Consider the following 14486-nt stretch of genomic DNA (forward strand, 5'->3'; position numbering starts at 1 on the left):
TTTGCATGTGAAAAATGTGGGGGTGAAATGTATCCTGAGTATTATAAAGGGGTACATGGCATAGAGTACAAATTATCGGATATTCTCTAACCATGAAAAGGACCGGGCTATGCCCGGTTTTTCTTATTTTTTCGTAAAAAGAAGTATTGACCTTAACGTTACGTAAAGGTGTAAAGTGAACATATCAGGGGGTGATGAGATGGAATACACGGTTCAAAAGTTAGCGAAACTAGCGGGAGTAAGTACAAGAACACTTCGATATTATGATGAAATTGAGATTCTTAAGCCGGTTAGAATCAATTCATCAGGATACCGAATCTATGGTCAAGATGAAGTCAATCGTCTGCAGCAAATTCTTTTTTACCGTGAGCTCGGAGTCAATCTAACGGATATTAAGCAAATCATGACAAACCCTGCTTTTGATGAATCCAAAGCACTAAAAGAACATCGAGAGCAGCTCCTTGATAAACGAAAACAAATTGATCAATTAATTGCCAATGTCGAAAAAACCATTGCGCAAAAAGAAGGGAGAATAACGATGTCCGATCAAGAAAAATTTGAAGGCTTTAAAAAGAAAGCCATTGATGAAAATGAGAAAAAATACGGAAAAGAAATCCGCGAAAAATATGGCGAGGAAACGGTTAAACAATCAAATGAGAAATTTATGAACATGTCTAAAGAAGATCATGATGAGGTGACCCGACTTGCTGAGGAACTAATGGAGACATTAAGGGAAGCGATGAAGACGGGCGACCCTGCTGGAGAACTTGCCCAAAAAGCGGCAGAGATGCATAAGCAATGGCTCATGTTTTACTGGCCAAGTTATAGTAAAGAAGCGCATGCGGGGTTAGCGCAAATGTATGTTGATGACGAGAGATTCACGGCATATTACGATAAAGAACAGCCAGGAACGGCAACATTCCTGAGAGACGCCATTCATGTGTATACAGGACAAAAAAGTGAATAACGATTTAAGGTTATGATGGGGTAAGATCGTTTGGTCTTGCCCTATTTTTAGTGGAGGAATTTGGATAGGGTGGTGTGGAAAGAGGGCAGGTTGAGTCCAAAAGAAGCGTTGATTTGGACGGAGGTCGAAGGGAAATGTGAGTGTTGAGTCCAACTGGGGTGCTGATTTGGACAGAGAGATAAGAAAAACCGTTCGTATGAGTCCAAATAAGCATTGATTCAGACAACTCAAGAAGGGAACCAGCCAGAGTAAGTCGGGAATTAAACCTAATCATATACGACAACCAGAATTAGCAATAGCTTTCCGAATGCCGTTGAAGTCCACATCCAATCTCCATTCCCCTCAAACTTAATCCCAATATCCGGAATACATCTCGCCTAAGCAACATAGGGTGTAGTGAATATGGAAGACTTCTAGTCTACTAGAAAGCCTTCAAATAGGGGGGATTGGGTGGCATATGTAATTACGTCTCCATGTGGGGCGGAGAAAGCAGCAGAGTGTGTAGAGGTGTGTCCTGTCGATTGTATCGAGCCTGGTGATGATCAGTATTATATCAATCCTGACATTTGCATTGACTGTGGGGCTTGTGTGTCTGTTTGCCCAGTGGATGCCATTTATAATGAGGACGAAGTACCGGATGATGAACTTGGATTTGTTGACCTAGCAAGAGAGTTTTTTGGAATCTAACCAACCCACATACATAAAGAACACCAAAACTATTTAGTAACTACAATTGTGGTTACTTTTATTTTTTTGTCGAAAACGTGGCAACCCCAAATATACAATCATTGGAAAAAAGTAATTACTACCACAATTTTACTTGAATATATTAAAATGGAATGTAAGGGATTACTTTATCTAAAACACGGGCTCGGAACATAGGGACTGGTCCCTCGTTCCAAAAGGGGAGGAAGAAATGGAGAAAGTAAAGCAAATTCCAGGTGCACTTATGGATTGGATTATTAAAACTCTAAATAGTGGCGTGAATCCTGAAGCAATTGTAGATGCTATGATTCGGAAAGGCTATGACCCTAGACTCTCTTATACAACTCTGTTTCGAATTGTCGGAAATAAACCGATTGACACACCAGGTGTACAAGCTCCATATGAATATGAACAGCCCGAAATTGCGAAAAAAGGGAGTATTTTACGCACAAAAGATCGAGAAATAAAGGTTTTATCAAAAGTTGAAAAACCGTTTATTTTGCATTTAGATCATTTCTTAAGCGATGAGGAATGTGAACAGTTGATTGAATTGTCAAGAAGCCGCCTTAAGCCGTCGACTGTCATTGACCCGAAGACTGGTGAAAAAAAACCTGCAACTGGTCGAACAAGTAAAGGAATGTCTTTTTATTTACGAGAAAATGAATTTATTAAAGATATAGAAGCGAGAATCTCAGAATTAACGGAGTTCCCTGTTGAAAATGGGGAAGGGCTCCAGGTATTAAATTATGGTATTGGTGAGGAATATAAAAGTCATTTTGATTATTTTCCACCGAGTAAGGTAGACCCCGAAAAAGGAGGTCAACGGGTGGGAACATTCCTAATCTATTTAAATGATGTACTTGCTGGAGGAGAAACGATTTTTCCAAAAGCGGGCATTTCGATTGTTCCGAAGAGAGGCTCTGCTGTGTATTTTCAGTATGGGAACAGTAAAGGTGAGGTAGATCGCATGTCGTTGCATTCAAGTATCCCTGTATCTGAGGGAGAAAAATGGGTCGCAACAAAATGGATTCGCCAAGGGAATATTTATACGTCTACACATTAGGCAAACGATTAGAATTGTCAAAGTAATCATGATATAGTAATATTAACGATTTTTGTAAGTTGAAAATATAGATTTATAGTAAATAAGTATGTCATCGTGTAGAAAGGTGTGTGAACTTTGGATAAAGTACAGACTTTTAAAGACGTCATGGGGAATTATCCGACGGGTGTAACAGTTGTGACAACGACTGACGAAAACGGAGTGCCACTTGGGCTTACGGTAAACTCCTTTGCCTCTGTTTCATTGGATCCATTATTAATTTTATGGTCAATTGACAAAAGAGTATCCACTTATGATATTTTTACAAAAACAGATAAATTTGCGGTACATGTACTAGCAGGTGACCAAGGGGATATTTGTGCCCTTTTCGCAAGCAAGGGAACAGATCGATTTGCAAACTGTGAATGGGAGATGTCTGATAACAATCTTCCAATCTTGAAGGGGTCTGCAGGCGTTTTACACTGTAAAACGTTCAAAACCGTTGAAGCGGGCGACCATACGATTCTAATTGGTGAAGTGGTTGAGATTGAAAATGATAGCAAGCCACCACTCCTTTATCACAACCGTAAATTCGGCAATATTCCTGACGAATTTTATAAGTAATATGAATGGATACCTTTCTTCTTACGGAAAGGTATCTCAGAGTGTAGACAAAGTCAGTACTGACTTTGTCTACACGTTTTTTACAGGTATCTAGATGTAAATTACTTTCCCCAGACTGTCTTGAAAACGCTTGTCAGACAAGGCGCGCAGCCGATCGAAGACGCGAATAGAAGTTGCCTTCATGAGCGGACGAGAGAGGCAAGCAACGAAGTATGCGAGCGTTTGTCAACAGTCTGGGATACCTTTCTTCTTACGGAAAGGTATCTTTATGTCCAATTATTTTTAAAACGAAACGAGTGGCTTTATGTGAAACTCATGTCGACATTTATGGATAGTTTGAGATTGCCAAATAAGGCAGCGATGAAGCGGTTGAATAAGCTGGAAATGAGACATACGATCGTTTTCCTGCTGTTATTATTGTTTATCATTGCACTTCCGATTGAAATCAATTTGCTATTGGATGACTCCTATAAGGAAAGCGACATTCCACAAAATATTTACATCATCCAGGTTCTATTATTTTATCCGTTTTTAATGCTGTTTTTAGGAATCGCGGGGATTTCTGTATTAGCGGGATTAGGAGTAGGAATCAGCAAGCTTACACACCGCCAGTTGAAATTTCAATTTCTGTGGAAGATGTGCGCGTTTGCGTTAACAAAGTCAGTTGTCCTATTTGCGGTAGCTAACATTCTGATAGGTACCCATTGGATTGTGAATACAATTGTATTTGTTTTGTTATTTTACACGATACTAAGGATGATTTTTCATTATCCTCAACGTGTAAAAAAACATACCTAAGGGAACCAGTGCATACTGGTTCCTTTTGTATATGTGAAACTTTTTAATAGACGTAACGTAATACATACTATAGAGGTTTATTATAATAAAGTGGGTGGAAAGATGGACCTATTTATAGGTATTGGTATAGCTGTTGCCGGTTATTTCATTGGAGACGGCTTGAAAAATTTTAAAAATCCTGAAGCTAAGGGTGTTATGGAGAAACTTGATGAAGAGGATTTATTCGAGCTAATAAAGGAAAAGGATATCCATTACCATATTGGGGTTTCCAAAGAGGATGCTAAGGAATTAATAAAGGAGCACCCAGAGATTCCACATATCGTATTAAATGGGAATGTTTATTATCCAAAAAGTAAACTAAAGCAATGGCTGTCAAACCTGGGTGACTAATGTGTATGTCTTCTTCATAAATAAATTGCTACTTCTGTGAAACACTATCACTATGTAGACCTGTAAGGAGGATTTTTATGGAGAAGGATATGCAATATGGAAGTGACTATAAATTTATTCCTGCTACTTCTATCGCTAGTGGGATGGGGATGCAGGTGCTACCAGATCTTTATTGTCATACCATCCAAATTGTGAATTTTGCGGTGGCCGGAGAGCTGGGAACAGCGGATTTTGTAATTATTGACGCGGGCATGCCGGGTTCTGAAGAGGAAATAATAGCAGTTTGTGAGGAACGCTTTGGTACAAATAGTCGCCCGAAGGCGATTTTGTTAACGCACGGTCATTTTGATCATGTGGGAGCAATCGTTGAATTAGTGGAGCACTGGAATGTTCCTGTTTACGCGCATGAACTTGAAATGCCATTTTTAACAGGGCAACAAAGCTATCCGGAGCCAGACCCGACGGTAGAAGGTGGCATGGTTGCGAAGATGTCGCCGATGTTTCCAAATGAGCCCATTCAGTTAGGAAACCATGTAGAAAAATTACCTGTAGATGGAACAGTCCCACATTTGCCAGATTTCCGTTGGATCCATACACCCGGGCATGCGCCAGGACATGTATCCTTTTTCCGTGAAAAAGATCGTGCCCTTATTGTTGGAGATGCATTTGTGACAGTTAAACAGGAGTCTTTGTACAAGGTAATTACGCAAGACCAGGAAATCAGTGGTCCACCAAGATACTTAACAACAGATTGGCAGGCTGCGAAAAAGTCCGTTGAAACGTTGGCGGCGCTTAAGCCGAGTGTTGCCATCACGGGACATGGTTTACCAATGACCGGTGAACTATTGGAAGAATCCTTAGATAGATTAGTTAGGGACTTCGATCAAATTGCAATTCCGGACTATGGACGGTATGTAGATAAAAACATTCATTAGTGTATGGAACCTGGCTAAGAAAATGCCAGGTTTCTTGCTCTACATATTTAATCTTACTAATAACCTTAGAATTGAAATAAAGAATATAGAAATACAATAAAATTTATAGAGCGGATATGAAAACACCATATAGCTATTTGTTTCATAAACATTCTGAAATATAGTATATTGGAATGTAGAATGAATCGGTGAGAGAGGAGAAATATGGTAAATATTACATCAGTTTTATTAGGGTTGGTTATGGTCTTAAACATTGTATTTGCCGTGGTTGTCATCTTTCGCGAAAGACGAGATGCGAGTTCGACCTGGGCGTGGTTATTAGTCCTTTTTTTCATTCCTGTAGCTGGCTTTATTTTATATTTACTTCTAGGACGAAATTTAACCCGTGACCATTTATTCCAATGGGATGATTTAAAAAAGAGTGGGATAGAAGAAGTACTTGAAAAGCAAAAAGAACTGTTACGAACACAAAGATTCCTATTTAACAATCCGATTACACAAGATAATCAAGACCTTATTTATATGAACCTTGTTAATGCGAATGCTTTGTTTACGAAAAATAATGCAGTAGAAGTATTTACAGATGGGCAAGAGAAATATCGCCGATTATTTGAAGATATTGAAGCTGCAAAGGAATCGATTCATTTGCAATATTATATTATTAAAAATGATAATCTGGGACGAAAATTAATCGCGCATTTAACAAGAAAGGTAAAAGAGGGTGTAACAGTCCGTGTTCTATATGATGAGCTAGGTTCTAGGTCATTGACAAAAAGGTTTTTTAAAGAATTTCGTGAAGCTGGTGGGCTTGTCGAGGTCTTTTTCCCATCGAAATTGCGTTTTATCAATCTGCGGATGAATTTCCGAAACCATCGGAAATTGGTCATTATTGATGGAAAGATAGGATATGTCGGTGGCTTTAATGTTGGGGATGAGTACCTTGGGTTAAATTCTAGGTTTGGGTATTGGCGAGATACTCATTTACGCATAAGGGGAACTGCTGTTGATACGATGCAGGTTCGCTTCATTTTGGACTGGAACCAAGCATCTCGTGATTTTGATATCATGTATGATCCTGAGTTATTTCCAATAGAAAATGTCAGACTTGGAAATGTTGGGATTCAAATTGTGACAAGTGGACCTGATACCGACTTTGAGCAGATTAAAAATGCTTATATCAAAATGCTCTACTCAGCAAAAAAGTCGATTTATATGCAGACGCCTTATTTTATTCCAGATAAAAGTTTACTGGATGCAATACGTGTAGCGTGCCTTTCAGGGGTAGAAGTGAATATCATGATTCCAGATAAACCAGACCACCCTTTCGTGTATTGGGCAACCCTTTCGCATATTGGGGAACTGCTTCCGGTTGGGGCAAATGTCTATATTTATAGTAATGGTTTTATTCATTCAAAAACACTTGTGGTCGATGAGGAGATTTCATCAGTCGGTACAGCGAATATCGACGTGAGGAGCTTCCGACTTAACTTTGAAGTGAATGCCTTTTTATATGATGAAAACATTTCAAAAGAGCTAACAGCCATTTTTAAAGAAGATATCAAGCGATCGAAGCTACTAACATATGAAGAATACGAAAAAAGAGGGGGGAACATCAAGTTCAAAGAATCGATTTCAAGACTCTTATCCCCGATTCTATAGTTGACAAACGTTCGGAGTGGCGTGCTTCAATCGCCAAGAGCAAATTAAACTACCGACAACTTCATAAAAGGATTTCTAAAAAAGGATTGGCTTATTGTGGCCAATTCTTTTTTGCTATCTTTAAGTGCAGGACGCTTTTTCATTGAAATAAAATAACTAAAAATATAGAATTATACAAAAAGGAGAAGACGATGAACACTAAAAAAACACAAACCTACAATGATGAAACACTTGTATTGCATGCTGATCAAGAATGGGCAAACAAGGAAAAGAGCGTTTCACCGGCAATTTATTATTCATCAACCTTTAGGGCAGAGGATTCGGCTGATTTTGCAGAAATGGCAGGAACTCCTCTTCACCCAAGCTATTATACACGTTATGGAAATCCGCTTCATGAGCGAGTGAATAAAATAATGGCGGATTTAGAAGGAACTGAAACAGCCCTTGTAACAGGATCTGGAATGGGAGCTATTGCGACTACCATTCTTGCCTTAGTTTCTGCGGGAGACCATGTCATTGCACAAACAAGACATTATATGAGTACGGCAAAAATTATGGATGAGATGCTTCCGCGTTTTGGTGTAGAGGTAACAGTCGTGGAGCAGTCCGATATTTCGGCATTCGAGGAGGCAATCCGGCCCAATACAAAGCTGATTATGCTTGAAACGCCGGCTAATCCGACCTTGGTAGTGACTGACCTTGAGGCAGTTGTAAGTTTGGCAAAGAAACAGGAGATCATTGTAGTGGCTGATAACACATTTGCTTCACCACTTAATCAACGTCCGCATGATGTAGGTGTGGATGTTGTGGTGCATAGTGCAACAAAGTATCTAGGGGGGCATCATGATTTAACGGCTGGGGTCATTTGTACAAGCTTTGAGCTTGCGGAAAAAATTTGGGATACCCATACATCAATAGGCTCAGTCCTATCCCCGATGGATGCATGGTTATTGTTAAGAGGCTTAAGGACACTTCCATTGCGAATGGAACGAATCAATTCGAATGCATTAGCATTAGCTGAATTTTTAGAGGAACAGCTAGAAATTGAAAAAGTGTATTATCCAGGACTTTCGAGCCATCCTCAGCATGAGCTCGCCAAGAAACAAATGAAAGGTTTTGGGGCTGTTATTGCGTTTGCGATTAAGGGAGATTACGCTGCCACCCAGAGATTTGTTTCGGCATTGCAGCTTTCAACTAATGCAGTAAGTTTAGGTGGAATTGATTCATTAGTTGTCCATACTGCCGCAATGTGGGAAGGTGCCATGAATGAAGAACAAATGAAAACAGCGGGCATTCCTGCTAATTTTGTCCGCTACTCTGTAGGATTAGAGCATATAGAGGACTTGAAGGCGGATATCAGGCAAGCGTTAAAGGAAATATAAAAAAATTCTAAAAGTTCTACTTGCTTTTAAAAAAATGTTCCGCTATAATTACTTTCAACATTAGAATACTAACCTTAACTAAAGACGATGAAGAGAAAAAGTAGGATTTAGCTATTTTACACAGAGAGCTTCGGTAGCTGAAAAGAAGCAAAAATACGAATCTGAACAATGGCCTCTGAGTTTCGTGCTGAAAGTAACAATTGTTATGAGTAGGTTCCGACGAGATTTGGTACTCGTTATCAATACCACAGTATACGGGCTTTGATAGATCCGCGTACTTGCAGAGACTGTTTGTGTGAGCAAACAGTGAATTAAGGTGGTACCACGTGAGATAAACCACGTCCTTATCGTATTTGATAATGACGTGGTTTTTTTATTTCCAAAAAACGGGTAAATCCGTTAAATTACAAAAAATGGAGGAATTTACTGTGACGAAAAATCATCTTGTATTACAAACGGACTTTGGTTTAAGTGATGGGGCAGTAAGTGCAATGTACGGTGTAGCAATTTCAGTGGATCCAACACTTCGAATTTTTGACCTAACCCACGATATTCCGCAATATAATATTTGGGAAGGCTCTTATCGATTGTATCAGACGATTACCTATTGGCCGGAAGGCACTGTTTTTGTTTCGGTTGTTGACCCAGGTGTAGGTTCTGATCGACGTAGTATCGTGGTTAAGACAGATACAAATCAATATATTGTAACACCTGACAATGGTACGGTCACACATATACAGCAAAAACTTGGTATTAAAGAGGTGAGGGTTATTGATGAAAGTATAAATCGTTTGCCTTTTTCAGGAGAGTCCTATACATTTCATGGGAGAGATGTCTATGCCTATACGGGGGCTCGACTTGCCTCAGGCGTAATTTCATATGAAGAGGTTGGGCCCCTTGTTCCTGTTGATACGCTTGTTGAGTTGCAGACAACAGAGGCAACTGTTCAAACGGATAGTGTCTTAGGTACGATTGATATTCTTGATATTCGTTTTGGTAATCTATGGACGAATATCGAGCGCGAGACCTTCAAACAACTTAATGTGGAGTATGGAGATCATTTTGAAGTGACCATCGAAAATGAAACACGCCAAGTATATAAAAATATTATGACATATGGCCGTTCTTTTGCAGATAGCCATCTAGGAGAACCATTATTGTTTATCAATTCCCTTGATAAAATTGGGGTAGCAATCAACCAAGGTTCATTTGCCAAGGCTTATCATATTGAGACAGGTACAAACTGGAAAATTTATATTCGCAAGGTTCCGAAAATAATATATAATTAACTTTTATTTTAAGAAATTTTTAGGGGGAAGAAATTCATGAAAAGTTTATCTATTAAAACCATTGTTGCAATCGGAATTGGGGCTGCTGTTTTTGTGATATTAGCAAAATTTGCAGCAATTCCAACACCAATACCGAATACCACCGTTCAAACATCATACGCTTTCTTGGCTTTAATGGCCCTAGTATTTGGTCCCATTGCAGGGGCATTGATTGGATTAATTGGCCATGCATTAAATGATGCTATTTCGTATGGTTCTATCTGGTGGAGTTGGGTTATTGTTTCAATGCTTGTTGGATTTTTATTTGGTCTTGCTAAAAACAAAATTGATATTGAATCAGGAATTATCAATGCGAAGAAGATTGTGACATTTAACATTGTTCAAGTAATCGCTCAAGCAATTGGTTGGTTTGTTGTTGCACCAACATTGGATGTTTGGATTTATGCTGAGCCAGCAAATAAAGTGTATGTCCAAGGAATTGGAGCTGGGATTGCAAATATGGTCACAGTAGGAATCATTGGTACAATTCTAATAGTAGCTTATGCAAAAACAAGAAGTAAAAGTGGAAGCTTGACCAAGGATTTATAATATAGAAAAGTAGTTTATGGTTTACTAGGAGAGTAGTAAGATGAAAAAACCTGTTATCGAATTTACAAACTATAGCTTTACATATCGTAGCCAAGCAGAGCCTACTCTTCAGGACATTACTCTAAAAATTTATGAGGGCGAAAAGGTATTAATTGTGGGCCCTTCAGGATCAGGGAAAAGCACGATTGGAAACTGCATCAATGGGCTTGTTCCCTTTTCTTATAAAGGTAGTATTCAAGGTAGTCTTACAATTATGGGGAAAGAAGCAAAGGATCTGGATATTTTTACAATCTCTAAAATGGTCGGCACAGTCTTACAGGATCCCGATGGTCAGTTTATTGGGCTTTCTGTTGGAGAAGACATAGCCTTTGCTCTTGAAAATGATTGTTTACCACAGGAGAGAATGTTTGAAACGGTTGAGGAAGTATCAAAAATGGTAGAAATGGAAGAGAATTTGCAGTCTTCCCTTCACCAGTTATCTGGTGGACAAAAGCAAAGAGTCTCTCTTGCGGGGGTAATGGTTGATAAAGTAGACATCCTTCTTTTTGATGAACCACTTGCGAATCTTGACCCTGCAACTGGACAGCATGCAATTGACCTAATCGATCGAATTCAAAAAGAAACGAACACAACAGTAGTTATTATAGAACATCGTTTAGAGGATGTTTTATATCGTCATGTAGATCGAATTATTGTTGTGGATGAAGGGGAAATTGTCGGTGATATGAAACCCGATGAGCTTTTGTCCAAACCTATTTTAGCGGAGCGCCATATACGTGAACCCTTGTATGTCAAGGCAGTAAAATATGCTGGCTGTGACGTAACTGAGAATATGAACCCAGCCTATCTACCTTTATTTGATGTGGATGCGTGTAAAGTTCGATTAAAAGAGTGGTTTGAAAAAGTGGAAACCCCTAATAAGAAAGAGAAGACTCAACCTATCTTAGAGCTAGACCATCTTTCATTTAGTTATCATCAAGGAAGAGAAACGATTCGGAATGTATCCTTTTCCATTGATAAGGGAGAGATGGTAAGTATAGTTGGAAAAAACGGCGCTGGGAAATCCACTCTTTCAAAACTCATTTGCGGATTTGAAAAACCAAGCTCCGGAAAGATTCGTTTTTCAGGTCAAGATATAACATTTGATACGATCAAAGAACGGTCTTTACGGATTGGGATGGTTATGCAAAACCCTAACCATATGATTTCCAAACATTTAATTTATGACGAAGTTGCGCTAGGACTTGTGATTCGTGGCTTACCAGAGGATGAGATAAGGCAACGGGTTGAGAAGACGCTAAAGGTATGCGGTCTTTATCCGTTTAGAAACTGGCCGATTTCTGCTCTAAGTTTCGGACAAAAGAAACGTGTAACCATAGCATCTATTCTAGTGTTAGAGCCAGAAGTACTTATTTTAGATGAGCCAACTGCTGGACAAGATCTTCGCCATTACACTGAAATTATGGAGTTTCTTGTGGAATTAAATAAACAGGGTATGACAATTATTATGATTACACATGACATGCATCTCATGTTGGAGTATACACCACGTGCAATCGTAATCGCTAATGGAGAGAAGATTGCCGATCAATCTGCTGCAAGCGTACTAACAGACTCTGAAATTATTAAACAAGCTAACTTAAAGGAAACGTCTTTATTTGAATTAGCAAAACGAGCAGGTATAGAGGAACCACTTGAATTTGTTGAACGATTTATTGTGTTTGATAAGGAGGTACGTCAGACATGGCAGTAGAAATGCTATCCTATATTGAACGCAAGTCTCCAGTTCATCAATTGACAGGTGCAACGAAACTTATTTGCTTTGTTTTATGGTCTACTGCTGCAATGTTGACGTATGATACAAGAATCCTCCTTTTTTTATTTGGGTTTAGCATCATTATTTTTCTTGTTTCTAAAATTAAACTAAAAGAGATTTCGTTTGTCCTTTTGTTTATCTTACTCTTCTTGTTGATTAATAATCTTGCTATCTATGCTTTTTCTCCTCAAGAGGGGGTAAAAATTTATGGGACGAGTCATGTGTTAGTGGAGTTTGTCGGAAGATATAATGTGACACTTGAACAACTGTTTTACCAGTTCAATATTACAATTAAGTATTTTACAGTTATTCCAGCTGCATTATTATTTATCGTAACGACACATCCAAGTGAATTTGCTGCATCCTTAAATCGTATTGGTATTAGCTATCGCATTTCTTATGCGGTTGCACTAGCGCTTAGCTATATACCAGAGATTCAGAGGGATTTTTGGAACATTGCACGCTCTCAGCAAGCAAGAGGGATTGATATGTCAAAGAATGAGAGGCTTCATAAGCGAATAAAAAATGTTGCTTCTATCATTATCCCTTTGATCCTATCAAGTTTGGACAAAATAGAAATCATCAGTAATGCGATGGAACTACGTGGATTCGGAAAAAATAAAAAGCGTACCTGGTATAGTTTACGCTCCTTTCAAATAGCCGATTATGTGACGGTGATTGTATTTATTGCCATTTTAATTATCACCATGGTCGTGACTTTTCATGATGGTAATCGTTTTTATAACCCTTTTATAAAATAATGCTCTTTTTAAAAAGATTGTTGTTATTAACTTAACGTTATTGGTGAAACTAGGGTGATTTCCGCTACTGGCACTCGCTTTCCGCGGGCGATCCGCAAGCCTCCTCGCTCGTGCCTCACTGCGGGGTCTCGCTTGGCTCGCTATTCCCGCAGGACGTTGAGTCTGCTTCCTTGAAACTACACCGCACGAAGAAAATGCCTGCATTTTCAAGGATCTCGTGCCATACGCTCCAATCGCTAGAGGGAACACCGTGTGTCTAATAATTATTAATGGTATATATCAAAAACAACAAAGTTTGAGAAAACAGCCTAAAATAAAAAAGGAATACCAGTAAGCTTGGTATTCCTTTTTCTGTTATTAGGTTAATGGTTTATTTTGTTTTAAAAGATTTGAAGCGGGAAGTGTAATGATTTTACCTCCAATTTGTACATGTATGGAATCATTAAAAATGGCTTTTACGATTCCTTTTAACTGTACAGTTGAATTAACCGTGATCTCTTTTTTAGGTTCGTTATTGGCAGTCAAGGCAATTCTCCTCTCAGGATTGTAATTTTAGAGGCTCAAATAAAAAACATTATATACAAATTTTATGAAAACTATACGTGTGAAAATTCGTTTATTTTATTATTTTACATTGATTCTTTGAAAATGTGCAAGTTTCAAGAACTAGTTATTTTTCCCTATTTGGAGCACCTCGGTAAACGGCTTCGCGAAGTTCCGCTGCATATTTGTCAAAATACGGTAGGCCCATGTTGGCTGCAATCGTTAATTCTTTTTCTACATCATATGGAAGACGAACAATTTCGATTGAGAATGGTTCAACTTCTTTTGATTGGTACACACCATGCAAAATGGCAAAGGTTGCTTGTGTTGTATCAAGAGGGTTGCCAACACTTCCGACATTCACTAGGGTCTGTTCTGTATCCATTGGTTCAATTAAGGCAGCGTGTATATCTCCAAATACGATGATGTCAGGTGTTCTGTCCTCTAAAGGTGAAATCCATTCAGAACGCGCAAACATGGCTCTTTTTTCATCATCAGAATGAATCATTGGGACTACACGGTGGTGGACACTTTTTGCTGAGGCGTGGTATAGCCGAATGTATTTACCACTCATATAAAAATCATAATGGAAGGGAAGTGTTCCTAAGTATGAAAGTCGTTCTTCTCCAAGCTGATTTCGATGCCATGTGATACCCTCATCGGGATGTTCATTCTGAATAAAGTCATCCCAATTCCCCAAAAGCACAACCTCACACACCTCTTGAATCCGGTCAACCACTAGGGCTGAGTTAGGTCCTTTTCCAACAAGGTCTCCAAGACAAAGAATCGTCTCGATCCCACGTGCTTTAATATGTTCTAGTACAGCTTCAAGTGCAGTCATATTTCCATGAATATCGGAAATGAGCGCAATACTCATCAAAAGGACCTCCTGGTTATAGTGTTTTATTAATAATAATAAAATAGATTGAAAATTTTGTCAGTACATTTTTTATCAATAAATAGTATTTATTAATCTTTCCATAAATA

At 38.7% G+C, this 14486-nt stretch carries 15 protein-coding genes and 1 other annotated feature; of the genes, 13 read left to right on the forward strand and 2 right to left on the reverse strand.

Going from position 1 to position 14486, the window contains the following annotated elements:
• Nucleotides 1–199: 199 nt before the first annotated feature.
• The 13 genes from DZB84_RS22505 to DZB84_RS22565 all read left to right on the forward strand — a co-directional run bounded on the left by DZB84_RS22505 (nt 200) and on the right by DZB84_RS22565 (nt 12956).
• Nucleotides 200–967, forward strand: coding sequence for a MerR family transcriptional regulator (locus DZB84_RS22505; RefSeq protein ID WP_116354542.1), 768 nt, complete (start codon nt 200–202; stop codon nt 965–967).
• A gap of 450 nt (nt 968–1417) precedes the next feature.
• A complete protein-coding gene (locus DZB84_RS22510) occupies nt 1418–1654 on the forward strand; it encodes a ferredoxin family protein (protein WP_116354543.1) in 237 nt (78 codons plus the stop codon).
• Nucleotides 1655–1883: 229 nt separating this feature from the next.
• Nucleotides 1884–2735 carry a 2OG-Fe(II) oxygenase gene (locus DZB84_RS22515; RefSeq protein WP_116354544.1) on the forward strand — a complete coding sequence of 284 codons (852 nt, stop codon included), beginning with the start codon at nt 1884–1886 and terminating at the stop codon, nt 2733–2735.
• A 147-nt stretch (nt 2736–2882) separates the two neighbouring features.
• A complete protein-coding gene (locus tag DZB84_RS22520) occupies nt 2883–3338 on the forward strand; it encodes a flavin reductase family protein (protein WP_116354600.1) in 456 nt (151 codons plus the stop codon).
• A gap of 315 nt (nt 3339–3653) precedes the next feature.
• Nucleotides 3654–4136 carry a DUF1189 family protein gene (locus tag DZB84_RS22525; protein WP_223254537.1) on the forward strand — a complete coding sequence of 161 codons (483 nt, stop codon included), beginning with the start codon at nt 3654–3656 and terminating at the stop codon, nt 4134–4136.
• Between the two features lie 102 nt (nt 4137–4238).
• Nucleotides 4239–4526: a DNA-binding protein gene (locus DZB84_RS22530; RefSeq protein ID WP_116354546.1), complete on the forward strand. Its 288-nt coding sequence runs from the start codon at nt 4239–4241 to the stop codon at nt 4524–4526.
• Nucleotides 4527–4603: 77 nt separating this feature from the next.
• Nucleotides 4604–5461 carry an MBL fold metallo-hydrolase gene (locus DZB84_RS22535; protein WP_116354547.1) on the forward strand — a complete coding sequence of 286 codons (858 nt, stop codon included), beginning with the start codon at nt 4604–4606 and terminating at the stop codon, nt 5459–5461.
• Nucleotides 5462–5665: 204 nt separating this feature from the next.
• Entirely contained in the window at nt 5666–7120 is a 1455-nt protein-coding gene (gene cls / locus DZB84_RS22540; protein WP_116354548.1) for a cardiolipin synthase, read from the forward strand.
• A 191-nt stretch (nt 7121–7311) separates the two neighbouring features.
• Nucleotides 7312–8502: a trans-sulfuration enzyme family protein gene (locus DZB84_RS22545; RefSeq protein ID WP_116354549.1), complete on the forward strand. Its 1191-nt coding sequence runs from the start codon at nt 7312–7314 to the stop codon at nt 8500–8502.
• Between the two features lie 78 nt (nt 8503–8580).
• Nucleotides 8581–8851: a binding site (T-box leader), on the forward strand.
• Between the two features lie 79 nt (nt 8852–8930).
• Nucleotides 8931–9791: an SAM hydrolase/SAM-dependent halogenase family protein gene (locus tag DZB84_RS22550; RefSeq protein ID WP_116354550.1), complete on the forward strand. Its 861-nt coding sequence runs from the start codon at nt 8931–8933 to the stop codon at nt 9789–9791.
• Nucleotides 9792–9827: 36 nt separating this feature from the next.
• Nucleotides 9828–10379, forward strand: a complete 552-nt coding sequence (locus tag DZB84_RS22555) for an ECF-type riboflavin transporter substrate-binding protein (protein ID WP_116354551.1) — start codon at nt 9828–9830, stop codon at nt 10377–10379.
• A 40-nt stretch (nt 10380–10419) separates the two neighbouring features.
• Nucleotides 10420–12132, forward strand: a complete 1713-nt coding sequence (locus tag DZB84_RS22560) for an ABC transporter ATP-binding protein (RefSeq protein ID WP_116354552.1) — start codon at nt 10420–10422, stop codon at nt 12130–12132.
• A complete protein-coding gene (locus DZB84_RS22565; RefSeq protein ID WP_116354553.1) occupies nt 12123–12956 on the forward strand; it encodes an energy-coupling factor transporter transmembrane component T family protein in 834 nt (277 codons plus the stop codon). Before DZB84_RS22560 ends, DZB84_RS22565 begins: the two co-directional genes overlap by 10 nt.
• 357 nt (nt 12957–13313) lie before the next feature.
• On the opposite strand, the gene DZB84_RS25075 is transcribed toward DZB84_RS22565, so the two are convergent.
• Both DZB84_RS25075 and DZB84_RS22570 read right to left on the reverse strand, forming a co-directional pair.
• Nucleotides 13314–13481 (reverse strand): hypothetical protein, encoded by a 168-nt coding sequence (locus DZB84_RS25075; protein ID WP_165439152.1) that lies wholly within the window; start codon nt 13479–13481, stop codon nt 13314–13316.
• 145 nt (nt 13482–13626) lie between these two features.
• The gene (locus DZB84_RS22570) at nt 13627–14376 is read right to left on the reverse strand and encodes a metallophosphoesterase family protein (RefSeq protein WP_223254535.1); all 750 of its coding nucleotides are present in this window, start codon (nt 14374–14376) and stop codon (nt 13627–13629) included.
• Between the last annotated feature and the right edge of the window lie 110 nt (nt 14377–14486).

Source organism: Bacillus sp. HNG (assembly GCF_003400205.1).
Classification (GTDB): domain Bacteria; phylum Bacillota; class Bacilli; order Bacillales; family Bacillaceae_L; genus Ferdinandcohnia.